The following is a 12279-nucleotide window of genomic DNA, read 5'->3' as shown; positions in this document are numbered from 1 at the left end:
GTCGATGGGATTTCGGGTCGGGCCGACGACGCACTAGTGGTCGTGGAGAATCACTCCGCGGATGATTTTGCCGTCGATCATGTCCTGGTAACCCTGGTTGACGTCTTCGAGGCGATACGTCTTCGTGCGCAATTCGTCGAGTTTCAGCTTGCCCGCGTCATACAGGCGCAACAGCTTGACGATGTCGTAGTGAGGGTTGAGTGTTCCGAACATTGATCCTTTGATGGTCTTCTCGTACTTGGTCAACACCGCACCCGAGACGTGGATCGTAAGTTCCTCTGGCGCACCGAGGCCTGTCACAACGACGGTTCCGCCCTTGCCGACGATATCGAAGGCATCCTGAATCACCCTCTCGTGGACCACACCGACCGTCACCAGAGCTTGATCCGCTCCCTGACCCCAGGTGAGTTCGTTCACCTTTTCGGCTGCCTCCTCGGGGGTGGCGAACGCGTGGGTCGCGCCGAACTCGAGAGCGATCTTCCGCTTGAGCTCTACTGGGTCGACCACCACCAGGTACTTGGCACCGGCGTACGCCGCACCCTGCACCGCATTGATGCCGATGCCACCGATGCCGTACACGACGACAGTGTCGCCGACGCGTACCGAACCGGCCGAGGTCGCCGTGCCCCACCCGGTCGGGACTCCGCAACCCACCAGCACAGCCGACTCCAGGGGAAGCCAGTCGTCGATCTTGACAACCGACTGCTGCATCACTGTTGCGTACCGCGAGAAGGTGCCGAGCATGGCGATACTGCCGTAGGCACGGCCGTCGTCGTCGTGGTATCGGAACTCACCGTCGGGGAAGGTTCCGTCCATGGAATGAGCGCCCCAGTCGCACAGACTCGTGCGGCCGGTGGCGCAGTACCGGCAGGCGCCGCACGCGGGCATGAAGCTGCACACCACATGATCACCAGGTTTGACGCGCGTGACACCGGGCCCGACGGACTCGACGATGCCGGCACCCTCGTGTCCGACGACAATCGGCTTGCGACCGGCGAGGATAGGCGGTTTACCGTCCTTGACCCCGTCGATCATGTGGAAATCAGAATGGCAGAGACCGGATGCGACGAACTTGATCTGGACCTCGCCCTGGCCAGGATCCATGACATTCAGTGTTCGTAGTTCGAACTCGGTGCTGCCCTGATCGACAACTGCGGCGAGCGTCTTCTTCATGGACTCTTCCTTCGGTACTTCATGTTTCGACAGTCCCCACTGCTGGGGACGCCGGAAGGCGGGGTGAGTGGACCGGGGTGATCAGGACTACGTGCGCTCGGCCGCGATGTAGATGTAGACCATCGTCGCAACCTTGCCGCTGCGGTTGCGCCAGGCATGGCGAGTGCCGCGTTGGACGACACAGGTTCCCGGAGTGATCCGCCGCTCCTCTCCGTCGTCGAGTTCCAGGTACAGCTCACCTTCGAGGCAGATTCCGTAGTCGATGCTGTCGGTGACATGCATCCCGGGATCGTCGCTTTCGAACACGCCGCCGATTCCGCCCGGCTGCGCTTCCTCGGCCTTGGCCAGCGCGTCCGCATCACCCGTGGGCGCTTCAGGCGGGAATTGGACGATCATGAATCGCGAACCGCCGGGCTTGGGGAAGAACGGCTCGAATTCCGGTGCCGGGTTGTCGCCCGCACCGACTCGCGGGATACCCGCGGGCGTGCCCCACATGTTGAGAAAGTCGATGTCCAGCACGGTCTCCAGCTCGACTGGCCCCTCCGATTCGAAGACAGATTTTCCATCGGCGGTGCGATCGGTCACGATTCGCTTGAATTCAAAGGTCACGCTGATTCTCCTTGCTTCCCGAAGAGGCACTCGGCACGCAAACGGGGTGCTGATCGATCCACTCCGCTTGCCGGCTTCGAGACATCCGAGGCGGATGGCTCCGATCACATCAACCCGAGACTGTGGCCCAGCACACGGTGACGTGGTAATTTTCTAACACCGTTCAGAAATTAAGGCAAGGCTTTCGGCGAAACCTACACACTCCACCCGCGGCGATGAGACGGTCCGGCGCCGGGTATCAAGACCGAACCGGAGCCGGTGATTCCACGGGATGGAGGTGCAACGATGGTCACCACCCGGGGGCAGCGACAGAAATACTGAGCGTCAAACAATTCGACGACAATGGCGACGTTGAAGTCGCGCAATGCTCGACTGCGACCCGCGAGTGCCCTCGCGGAAGTCGTGGTGCTCGGCGGCCAATTCGCCTACCGCCGTTGTGGTCGCGTCGGGTGTGCTCGGACGTTGACCAACCCAGACAAACGTGAGGACGATCTTCCCCCGGGACTGGTTGCTGCGCAGTCGATCAGCGGCCTTCTTGGCCTGATCGAACGAAAGAACACTGTCGACGGCGGGACGAACCCGTCCGTCTGCCACAGCGGGGACGACGTCGGGCGTCAGGGCCGGAATCATAGGGGCCGGGTTCCCCCGCCCCGGCTGAACCCGAACGACTGACGAGTCTGCCCTAAACGCGGCGTGGTGGGGGCGATCGGAGAAGGTCTGTCCACCGTGGCGCCCTGCTCGCGGGCTCGGACGTGCCTGACCGGTGGTGCGGAGGCCGGTCCCCGCTAGCCTCGCGGCGACCTATGCGTTCGTGGCGAAGATCGGGCTGGTGGAGACGAACGGGCTGAACTCCATCCGGCGCGTCCTCCATTCGCCGTCTCGCCGGACGAATTCCAACGCATAGCCACCCGACAGCAGTTGGTTGACGCCGTCGTCGGTGAGCCGGAAGTAGAAGACGTCGGTCTTCGCGGTCGCGGTGTCACCGTCGATGTCGATTACCGGATTGGTGATGTGGTGGTGGCATTTGGGCACCTGATCCCATACCTTGTGCACCAGTGCGCGGATTCCGTCGATCCCGTGGCCCTCACCTCGGGGTAGTACATAGTCCGCGTCGTCGGACCAGATGCTCATGAACGTCTCTTCGTCCTGCTTGTCGATGCCGTGGCAGTACTTCGACATCAACATCTTGATTTCTTCGATGTCGATCACCCACTGGATTTTCTCCTGCGGGGTACCTGCTTGTTCCTTCATGTCGTTCCTTCTCTTTGGATTCGTCGGTTCGGGTAACTGCACACAACACCAACCTGCGCAATCAAGCTAGACGGAGGTGGGCACGACGACGAGCGCCCACACGATGAGCGGAGCGAAGAGCACGACGATTCCACAGTAGGCAAGCAGTTTTCGCTGGAATCGAATCTTGTCCTCGACTTCTGCATTCGCGAGAATCATGACTCCGTGCAGGGAGAAGGGACTCACGTCGACAACAGTCGCCGAGAAGACGATTGCGGCGACGAAGCCCAGGACGCCCACCTCACCGCCGAGAAGCAACGGCATCGCGAGCGGCAAGGCGATGCCGATCGTCGCCGTCGACGACGCGAACGCCGACATGATGCCGACCGCGTAGCAGAGGATCAACGCAGTGAACAGTGGAGCTACTGCCACGGATACAGTGTTGCCCAGGAAGTCCAACGTTCCATTCTGAGTCAGAACCGCCATGTAGGTGAGCATTCCGCAGACGAGGACAACCGCCGGCCACGCCACGTTTTCCACGATCTTCGGGTGTGACTTGGGCGCCATCAGCAGCAAGGCGGCACTCACACAGATTGCACTGACACCGATGTCGATTCCGAACCCGACCGAACCCATGGCAAGGAAGAAGATTCCGGTCAGGGTCGCGCCCTGGTAGCGGTCCAGGCGGGGACGCGCGGGTGCTGTCTCGACGGCAGTGCCGGTCGTGCTCCGACTCAACACTGCGGTCGACACACCCGAGCCGTCGGATGCGGGGGACGAAGGTCTCCCCACCCCGATCCCGCCGATCGGTCCATCCGGCGCTGTTACGTCGTCGCCGCGGCGTCCGCCGCGAATGAGGTCACGACCGAAGACCAGGAAGAGCACCACACCGATCGCCAGATTCAGCACGAACGGCACCAGGAAGATGAAGCCCGGATTTGTCGGGAGGCCAGCGGATTTCATGATGCCGGTGACGAGCGCGCCATACAGATTGATCGGAGAGAATACACAGGCCAGCCCCCCGTGAGTGATCATCATGCCCATCAGGAAGGGGTTGATGCGGTTTCTGGCGGCAAGGGGCATCGCGATCGGGGCGAGCATTTCCACCGCCAGGACGGCCCCCATCGACATGAGCAGACCGGATAGTGCGAACAGCATCCACACGATGGCCCAGCGTCTGCCGCGGACGAGGTGCAGACATCTGTCCATGATGTAGTCGAGGGTGCCGTTTGCCTTCGCGATGGCAAACAGGAGGGTGATGCCGCCGACGATGAGGAAGGTTCCCGCGGGGAAGGCGTCGACGACGTCCTCGATAGGGATGTCGGAAACCCAGGCGCCCACGATGAATGCCGCGGCGAACGCGAGGATGCCCATGTTGACCGGCGTGACGGTGGCGACCGTGAAGATCGCCGCCAGGACGAGAACGGAAATTGCGTAGGTCATACCCAGTCCTTCCAGGACCATGTGGTGGAGCACCAAACACGCATCAAGGAATCATGTTCTGCAGCGGGGATTCTCGGTGGAGACATGCGTGTTTCGGCAGGCCCGCGGACACGGTGCCGGCGCTCCGCTTCGCGCCTCGCTGCCGCCGAATCGTGCCGGCGCCGGCTACCGTGAAACCAGGGCCTTGGCCAGCTCGACGCCGCCGTTGGCGTCGTCCCAGATCACGGCCGCCAGTTCGTCCCCGGTTGGAAAGTTGCCCTGAGATGCGAGCCCGTCGCCCTTGGCGATGATCTGCTCCTTGGTCATGGGGTGTTGCGCCGTGCCGACGCTGTCGACCACTGTCGCCGACCTGGTGCTGCCGTCGGTGAAGCGCATGCGCACGCCGGTCGCGAAGTGCTGTGGGTAGTACTTCTCCTCGAGGTCGGGATCGACCTCGAACCGGACCTTGCCGGCGATACGCAGGATGCGTTCATCGTCGAGGAAGTCCTCGCCATAGGCGTCGTATCGGGTGGGTCCGTAGGCGAGCGTGGCGCCGACGATGTACGGGCAGCTGTACTGTGCCGTCATCGTGGACTCGGCCTTGGTCATGTGCTGGTCGGCGATGAGCTGGGGCCCGGTGACGAGAACCTCCTCGATGCTGTCGGTGGAGGCGCTGAAGTCGTCGGTCACCTCCCGCAAGGCGTCGATCGTCGAGTGGAACAGCCGGCAGCACGAATATGGCTTGAAGCTGATCACGTGAATCTGCAGCTTTTCGTCCGGCGTGACGTCGCGTAGTGGTCCGCCGAAGCTGGCGGCGGCGCCGTAGGTTCCCTCGACCGACAGTTGCGGTGCCGTCACATCGGGCAGCATCGCGAAGTCTGCTGCGAGTACACCGTTGCGGGCGCCCAGTCCGGCGTGCACGCGTTTGACCTCGCCCCCGGTCGGCTCGACCGAGAACTGCATCGAGCCACTGGCTTGGGAGAGGGCATGCCCCCAGGCGGTCACGAGGACGCCCGGATCGACGGGCTGCTTGTTCCGGTACGCCCGAAGGCTCAACACCGCCGCCGCAGCACCGAACGATCCGAATACGGAGGTGGGGTGGAATCCGCGGTGAACCGTCTCCAACCCGCCGGCAGTCGTGCCGATCAGCGCCATGGCTTCGTAGCCGGCGGCGACTGCGCGGAACAGTTCCGACTGCGACGCGTTCGTCTCCGCGGCGACGGCAAGCGCTGCCGGAATGATCACGCAACCCGGGTGGCTCGTCGTCACGTCATGCGTGTCGTCGAGTTCGTAGCTGTGCCCCGCGGTGCCGTGGACCAGAGCAGCGGTGGACGCCTCGGTGGTCCAGTCACCGCCGAGCACGACACTGTTCCCGGTTCCTGCAAACCTGCGCGACCACTCGGCGATCTGCTGGGCCGCGGGACGAGTGCTCCCCCACAGCGAGACGACGAAACTGTCGAGCGAAAGCCGCCGGACCGCTTCGACGTCCTCTGCGGTCAATGACGAGTTCGCCACGTGGGCGACGTGATCCGCCAGTCGCGCTGTGAGACCGGCGAATCCGGACTCATCCTTGCTCTTGTTCATTACTCTCTCTCACTACTACGCCTCCGAGACGAAGAATTGGCTGGTGCGGCGTCGTCACTTGTAACCGCCTTCGACCTTGCCGAGCCGTTGCCAGTCGTCCGGGTCGTGCAACACCCAGATCTCGGCCTGCAGGCTCGCACTGATCTGCTTGATCCGCTGGATGGATTGCACGGTCTGAATCGCATTGACGTCCACCGGGCACGGGCATTCCGATTCCAGACCGGAGCGGAGATGGACCGAGTCGCCGGTGATCAGGAACGACCGCGACGGGAGCTTGACCAATAGACTGACCTCGCCGGGGGTATGCCCCGGGGTCTGGTAGATGACGAGGCTCCCGTCGCCGAACAGGTCGTAGTCCTCACGCAGCGGATTCCACTTGAACGACCGTGTCAGCTCGAGATCCTGCGTCCGGTAGAAGCCGCGGTAGGGCGGGTCCGGCCAGAATGCGTAGCGCAGATCCACTTCCGACATGTAGAACTCGGCGTCCGGGAAGAGGTACATGCCTCCGGTGTGGTCGAAGTGGGAGTGGGAGATGACGACGTGAGTGATGTCGGAGAGCTCGAACCCGCACTTCTGGATCTGCAGTTCCAGGGTGTTCTCCGGCGGGCAGTCGAGGGCGAACACATCGACCAGGTCGCCGTACACCGAGCGGGGGTCGTTCCACGCCTCCGGGGCCAGGCCGGTGTCGAAGAGGACCAGGCCGCGATCGTGCTCGATGAGGAAAGTCGGAATCGGGACCGAGAGCGGTCCGTGGTGGCCCATGGTGATCAAGCCACTGTCGAGGGTGATGGATGCTCCGGCCAGGGGCCAGAGTCGATTTGCCGTCATGGACATAACCTTTCGAGGTTGCGGGACAAGGGAGTGGGCGACGGCCATGTCAGCCGAGGGTGTCGGCGACCTCCGCGGAGATGCCGTAGGACTTCAGCTCGACGAACGCGTCGAATCCTTCGAGGCCGGCCTCGCGGCCGATACCGCTGTGTTTGAATCCACCGAACGGGGCGTGGAAGCCGGCGCTGTTCCCGTTGATCTCGACGGTGCCAGTCTGGATCCGGCGGGCGACCGCGAGTGCGTGGTCGGGATCCGCGCCGTAGACGGCACCGCTGAGCCCGTACGCCGAGTCGTTCGCGACGGCGATCGCCTCTTCTTCGTCGTCGACGACGAGCACGCCCACGACCGGACCGAAAATTTCCTCCTGCGCGATCTTCATGTCGGGGGTGACGTTGGTGAACAGCGTCGGTTCGACGAACATGCCGCGCTGGAACTCGGCGGTCCTGCCACCGCCGACGACGACGGTTGCGCCTTCCTCCCGACCCGCGGTGATGTAGCCTTCGACGCGCTCGCGATGTTGCAGACTCACCAGGGGGCCGATCTCCGTCGACTCGCCGAAGGGATCACCCACCCGGAGATCCTCGACCATTGCCGCCAACCGGTCGGTCAGGTCCTTCACACGACGCCGCGACACGATGATCCGCGTCTTGTTCGTGCATGCCTGACCGTTATAGCGGAACGACTGCGTCCGGAGGGACTGCACCGCACCATCGAGGTCGGCGTCGTCGAGGACGATCGCGGCGGACTTCCCGCCCAGTTCGAGTGTGTAGCGCCGGAGGTCGTTGCCACACAACGACGCTATGCGTCGACCGGCGACAGTCGAACCGGTGAACGACACCTTGTTCACGCCGGGGTGGGTGACGAGGTATTCACTCTCCGCCCGGTCTGCGGTGACGATGTTCACCACGCCGGCCGGGAAGCCCGCGGCCTGAACCATTTCCGCGAGAAGGTAGGAGCTCAGCGGAGCCTCGGGGGACGGCTTCAGGATGACAGTGCAGCCCGCCAGTAGGGCGGGAACGAGCTTGAGCATCGCGACCGACAGTGGTGCGTTCCACGGGACAACTGCCGCGACCACTCCGATCGGCACGCGGGTGACGAGCGCGTTGCCGGTGTTCGAGCGGCGCACGGTCCGCCACGGGTACTGCTCGACGAGCTCGAGGTTGGTATCGATCAACGCAATGGCGGCGCCGGACTGGGATGCGACCGTCTGCGTGATCGGACAGCCCATCTCTTCCGTGATCAACGCCGCGATCGATTCACGATTCTCGGTGATCGCTTTGCCGAATCTGCGGACCACATCCATCCGCTCCGACAGGCTCATGCGCGGCCACGGACCGCTGTCGAACGCCTCGCGCGCAGCACCTACCGCGCGGTCGACGTCCGCCCGCGAACCGGCGGGAATCCGAGCGAGCGCCTGTTCCGTAAACGGCGACACGACCCCAATAGTGTCATCGGTGGCGGGTTCGACCCACTCCCCACCGATGAACAAGCTCGTGTAGTTGCCCTGCCACACCATGAGGAAACTCCTGCCAATTCTTGGATTGAAGACGAATGCACTATCCGCCACGCGGCCTGGCAGCCCGGCAAGGCGACCGACCACACCGTCCGAGAGACGACGAGACGGTGCAACCATCACTCGCCGCCACGTCTTGCCACCCACCGACGATGAGGAAGTGCCCGGGCTTCGCTTGCCGCACTGTGATTCACCTTCAGCCGTCGGAGACTTTCGCACGGCGATCAGGTTCAACTCACAGACCCGATCTGTTGTGACCTACGCCTCCACAACTATCGAACGGCTGATCACGACAGTCAATTGGCAATTCGGCAAGGTCACTTCGCGGGCGTCGAAGTGTGCAGCTCAGAGCATGGCTCCCCGACGCTGCGGCGGACATCTACTCTGCGGACGTCTGCGGGACCTGTCTGACCAGGCACCCGAGGAAAGCGGCGACCGTCGGGGCACCCAACGTCCGCGTCGTCGTGGCGACATTGATGCGCCGCACCGCCCAACTCTCGTCGAGCGGCCGCACCAGCATCTCGGAGTCTGCTGCCTGGGTAGCCATTCTCTGCGGGACGACCGTGGCTCCCAGGCCTGCCCGGACCATGCCGAGCGCCACCTCACCCGTGCGCACCACATGTCGGAGATCGCGGGCTTCTGCTCCGTGAGCCTGGAAAATCATCACCGTCGTGTGTGTTGCGATCAGCCCCTCGGTGGCAAGTTCGCCGAATCTCACGGAACTCCGATGTGCGAGACGGTGTTCTCGTGGCAGTACGGCTACGAGAGGCTCGCTGCCGAGGAGTTCCATCTCGGCGGCGGCGCACTGCGGTTCGCCGACGCTGGCGAACACACCGATATCGCAGTCCCCGGCTTCGATCTGGCGAATCACTTCGCTGTTGTCCACCTCGCGCAGCGACAGCTCGACGAACGGACGCTCGTTGATGAACATTCGGACCGCTGGCGCCAGGAGATCGATGATCACCGAGTGCGCCGCGGCGACCACCAGCCGATCCTCCACCTGCGCGGTGAGGGTGGTCAGTTCCGAGTGCAGATCGTCGAAGTCGGCGAGCATTTTCTGCGCGTATCGGACCAGGACCGCACCCGCCTCGGTTGGCGCCACGCCCGTTCGTGCCCGGTGCAGGAGGGGGAGGCCGAACATGGCTTCGAGAGCCTGAATTCGCTTCGTGGCTGTCGACGGGGCGATATGCTCCCGCGCTGCAGCGAGCCCTATCTGACGTTCTTCGACGGCCGAAAGAAAGAGCCTCAGGCTGAAAAGGTCGACCTGCCACTGCATGGTTGGAGCATAATACCGATCAGTCGGATCACCCGGTCCACGTCGCGCACGCTCGGGAAACCCCCGGTTCGCTCAGGACGAATTCACGCGTCGGACTCGTCGTGCGGGCGGTCGAGCAGCTGCTTGACCAGTGCGCGCGCCGCGGGGCTCGGGCCTCGCCCGTGTGCGGTGGCGAGGTGGATCCTGCGCACCGCCCACGGCTCGGCGAATTCCATCACCGCCACACGGCTCGTCATTTCGTGGCTGAGCAGGCACTCCGGCTGAACAGTGACACCCATACCCGCCTGTACGAGACTGATCGCGACTTCTCCGCTCCGTACGGAGTGCTTGGAATCGAATTGCTCGCCCAGCCGGTTCGCCGCGGCCCGGAACGCGGGGACCATCGCGCGTGCCGCGAACAGGTTTTCGGGCAGCAGTTCCTGAAACGTCACAGCCGACTGCTCGGTGAGCCGGTGGCCCAGCGGCACCACAGCGACCAGCCGGTCTCGCCGGTAGGGCGTGACGTCGACGCCGTCGAGATCGAGTTCGTGTGCGGCGGCGAATACCCCGAGGTCCGCTTCGCCGCGCGCGACTTGTTGAACGATCTCGGCGTTCTCGGTCTCGCGCACGGCCAGGTCGACGAGTGGGTATTCACGGGTGTACTCGCCCAGCTCTCGCGCCAGGAACGGAACGATGATCGATCGGGCCGAGACGATCGTCAGGTCCCCCTGCACGCCTTCGGTCAACGACGCTATCTCTGATCGCATCTCCTCGAGGCTGCCGAAGATCGAGCGAACGTGTCGTTCGAGGACCGCACCGGCGGGGCTGGGGACCACCCCCTTGGGGCCACGATCGAGAAGCTTGATGCCGGCGATGTCCTCCAAGACCTGGATGCGCTTGGTTGCCGTGGATGCGGCGATGTTCTCCCTGATCGCGGCCAGTCCGATCTGCTGCTCTTCGATCGCGGAAAGAAACAGTCGCAACGTGAACAGATCGACCTGTCGAATCAGATGAAGTCTGTTGAACATAGCCATACCGCCCTCACGATCTTCGAAACGCGCACTCGGCCACGCCAATCGAGCCGTGCCTTCGCGGCCGGGACCGCAAGCGACAACTTCTGGAACAGGGTTGACGTGGCCTAGCTCACTCCCTAGTGTTCCAGATCATACCATCGTAGTTACGAATGCCATGTTCATATATATGAACATGGACAGTTCTCATTCGAAGCAAGAGAAGAGGCTCGACCAGTGACCCATCCACCGGAATCGCTCCACAACGCCCCCAATCCGCCCCGTCGGAAGCCCAAGAACGTCGGTCCCGCAGTAGTAGTCGGCACAGCGCTCGAGCTGTTCGACTTCTACCTCTACGCATCGATGGCCGCGCTGGTGTTCGGCCCGCTCTTCTTTCCCTCGGAGAACTCCACGGTCAGCACTCTCGCCGCGTTCTCCACATTCGCGGTCGGGTTCCTGGCCCGCCCGCTCGGTGGAATCGTGTTCGGCATCCTCGGCGACAAGATCGGTCGCAAGGCCGTTCTGTCGTTCAATCTCCTGCTGATGGGTCTGGCCAGCGGCTGCATCGGCCTGATCCCGTCGTACGAGACGATCGGGATTGCCGCACCCGTGCTGCTGGTTCTGTTCCGCATCGTCCAGGGACTCGGTGCCGGCGCCGAATTCGGCAGCGCGATCGCGATGTCCTACGAGCACGCCGACGCGAAGTCGCGCGGACGGCAGGGCGCGTGGCCGGCTATGGGAGTGAGCGTCGGCCTTCTAGCGTCGTCTCTGGCGGTCGCCGCTGTGACGAGCCTCGACAAAGCTGACCTCTACAGCTGGGGCTGGCGGATCCCGTTCCTGGCCAGCTTCGTCCTCGTTGCTCTGGGCTACTGGATGCGGCGGAACCTGCCCGAGACCCCCGACTTCGAAAAGGTCGCGGCCCAAGCTCAGACCCGCAAGAAGGCGCAGCCGTTCCGTAACCTGCTGAAGAACCACTGGCGTGGTTTGACCGTCGTCGCCGTGTCCACCATCGGCCTCAATGGCATCAGCTACATCTTCAAGACGTTCTCGCTGTCCTATCTCTCCGAGTTCCGCGACGTCGCCGCCAACGTCGGCGCGTTCGGCATCAGCCTGGCCAGTGCCGTCGCGCTCGTGACCATCCCCATAGCCGGACGGCTCTGCGACAGCGCCGGGACACGCCGGATCATGCTGATCGGCGCCGGGTGTGTGGCTGGGCTGGCGTTCCCCTTCTTCTGGCTCCTGAACACCGACCGGCCGGTCTACATCTGGCTCGCACTCATCCTCACCGTCGGCATCGTCCAGCCCACCCTGCTCGCGGCTTCCGGGTCCTTCCTCGCCCGGCAGTTCCCACCCGAAGTCCGCGCCTCGGGCCTCGGCGCCGGACGGGAAGTCAGCGGTGCCCTCGCCGGTGGCCTCGCTCCGCTTGCGGCACTGACCATGGTCACCCTCTCCCCGACCCACTCCACCTGGGGCGTCTCCCTGATCTTCATCGTCGGCGCGATACTCATCGCGGGCGCTGCACTCGGTGACCAGTGCCGCACCATCAGCATCAGCAATCACACCAGTGCCGCCGAAAGCGCTCCGGCCGCCCGGTGACTCGGCTGGGGCACTGCCCGGCGTGGCAGTGCCCCAGCCACCTGTAGTCTGAGTCGATC

The 12279-nt window shown here is 63.8% G+C and carries 11 protein-coding genes; 1 reads left to right on the top strand and 10 read right to left on the bottom strand.

Going from position 1 to position 12279, the window contains the following annotated elements; translation table 11 throughout:
* Nucleotides 1-33 precede the first annotated feature (33 nt).
* The 10 genes from WKC72_RS07780 to WKC72_RS07735 form a co-directional block, all read right to left on the bottom strand.
* The gene (locus WKC72_RS07780; protein WP_128640980.1) at nt 34-1173 is read right to left on the bottom strand and encodes an NDMA-dependent alcohol dehydrogenase; all 1140 of its coding nucleotides are present in this window, start codon (nt 1171-1173) and stop codon (nt 34-36) included.
* An 87-nt stretch (nt 1174-1260) separates the two neighbouring features.
* Complete coding sequence (locus WKC72_RS07775) at nt 1261-1890, bottom strand: cupin domain-containing protein (protein ID WP_370182226.1); 630 nt, start codon at nt 1888-1890, stop codon at nt 1261-1263.
* 216 nt (nt 1891-2106) lie between these two features.
* Nucleotides 2107-2412 (bottom strand): zinc-binding dehydrogenase, encoded by a 306-nt coding sequence (locus WKC72_RS07770; protein WP_370182225.1) that lies wholly within the window; start codon nt 2410-2412, stop codon nt 2107-2109.
* A 171-nt stretch (nt 2413-2583) separates the two neighbouring features.
* Nucleotides 2584-3033 carry a nuclear transport factor 2 family protein gene (locus WKC72_RS07765; protein WP_370182224.1) on the bottom strand — a complete coding sequence of 150 codons (450 nt, stop codon included), beginning with the start codon at nt 3031-3033 and terminating at the stop codon, nt 2584-2586.
* A gap of 66 nt (nt 3034-3099) precedes the next feature.
* On the bottom strand, nt 3100-4455 hold the full coding sequence (locus tag WKC72_RS07760) for an SLC13 family permease (protein WP_370182223.1): 1356 nt from the start codon (nt 4453-4455) through the stop codon (nt 3100-3102).
* Nucleotides 4456-4620: 165 nt separating this feature from the next.
* Complete coding sequence (locus WKC72_RS07755; RefSeq protein WP_370182222.1) at nt 4621-6018, bottom strand: MmgE/PrpD family protein; 1398 nt, start codon at nt 6016-6018, stop codon at nt 4621-4623.
* Nucleotides 6019-6072: 54 nt separating this feature from the next.
* Complete coding sequence (locus tag WKC72_RS07750) at nt 6073-6846, bottom strand: N-acyl homoserine lactonase family protein (RefSeq protein WP_235214626.1); 774 nt, start codon at nt 6844-6846, stop codon at nt 6073-6075.
* A gap of 49 nt (nt 6847-6895) precedes the next feature.
* Nucleotides 6896-8362 (bottom strand): aldehyde dehydrogenase, encoded by a 1467-nt coding sequence (locus WKC72_RS07745; RefSeq protein WP_200887779.1) that lies wholly within the window; start codon nt 8360-8362, stop codon nt 6896-6898.
* 376 nt (nt 8363-8738) lie between these two features.
* Nucleotides 8739-9635 (bottom strand): LysR family transcriptional regulator, encoded by an 897-nt coding sequence (locus tag WKC72_RS07740; RefSeq protein WP_128640975.1) that lies wholly within the window; start codon nt 9633-9635, stop codon nt 8739-8741.
* Between the two features lie 83 nt (nt 9636-9718).
* Nucleotides 9719-10642 (bottom strand): LysR family transcriptional regulator, encoded by a 924-nt coding sequence (locus tag WKC72_RS07735; RefSeq protein ID WP_280779698.1) that lies wholly within the window; start codon nt 10640-10642, stop codon nt 9719-9721.
* A gap of 219 nt (nt 10643-10861) precedes the next feature.
* On the opposite strand from WKC72_RS07735, the gene WKC72_RS07730 reads away from it, so the two are divergent.
* Complete coding sequence (locus tag WKC72_RS07730; RefSeq protein WP_128640973.1) at nt 10862-12220, top strand: MFS transporter; 1359 nt, start codon at nt 10862-10864, stop codon at nt 12218-12220.
* The last annotated feature ends 59 nt before the right edge of the window (nt 12221-12279 follow it).

The sequence above is a fragment of the Rhodococcus wratislaviensis genome, from assembly GCF_041228765.1.
GTDB classification, from domain to species: domain Bacteria; phylum Actinomycetota; class Actinomycetes; order Mycobacteriales; family Mycobacteriaceae; genus Rhodococcus_F; species Rhodococcus_F wratislaviensis.
The sequence above is the reverse complement of the archived record's forward strand: the minus strand, read 5'-3'. Positions and strand labels throughout refer to the sequence as shown.

Bases quoted from the DNA above. Each gene is read 5' to 3' on its own strand.
- WKC72_RS07780 (WP_128640980.1), bottom strand. From the start codon at position 1,173: ATGAAGAAGACGCTCGCCGCAGTTGTCGATCAGGGCAGCACCGAGTTC.
- WKC72_RS07770 (WP_370182225.1), bottom strand. From the start codon at position 2,412: ATGATTCCGGCCCTGACGCCCGACGTCGTCCCCGCTGTGGCAGACGGA.
- WKC72_RS07765 (WP_370182224.1), bottom strand. From the start codon at position 3,033: ATGAAGGAACAAGCAGGTACCCCGCAGGAGAAAATCCAGTGGGTGATC.
- WKC72_RS07760 (WP_370182223.1), bottom strand. From the start codon at position 4,455: ATGACCTACGCAATTTCCGTTCTCGTCCTGGCGGCGATCTTCACGGTC.
- WKC72_RS07755 (WP_370182222.1), bottom strand. From the start codon at position 6,018: ATGAACAAGAGCAAGGATGAGTCCGGATTCGCCGGTCTCACAGCGCGA.
- WKC72_RS07750 (WP_235214626.1), bottom strand. From the start codon at position 6,846: ATGACGGCAAATCGACTCTGGCCCCTGGCCGGAGCATCCATCACCCTC.
- WKC72_RS07745 (WP_200887779.1), bottom strand. From the start codon at position 8,362: ATGGTGTGGCAGGGCAACTACACGAGCTTGTTCATCGGTGGGGAGTGG.
- WKC72_RS07740 (WP_128640975.1), bottom strand. From the start codon at position 9,635: ATGCAGTGGCAGGTCGACCTTTTCAGCCTGAGGCTCTTTCTTTCGGCC.
- WKC72_RS07735 (WP_280779698.1), bottom strand. From the start codon at position 10,642: ATGTTCAACAGACTTCATCTGATTCGACAGGTCGATCTGTTCACGTTG.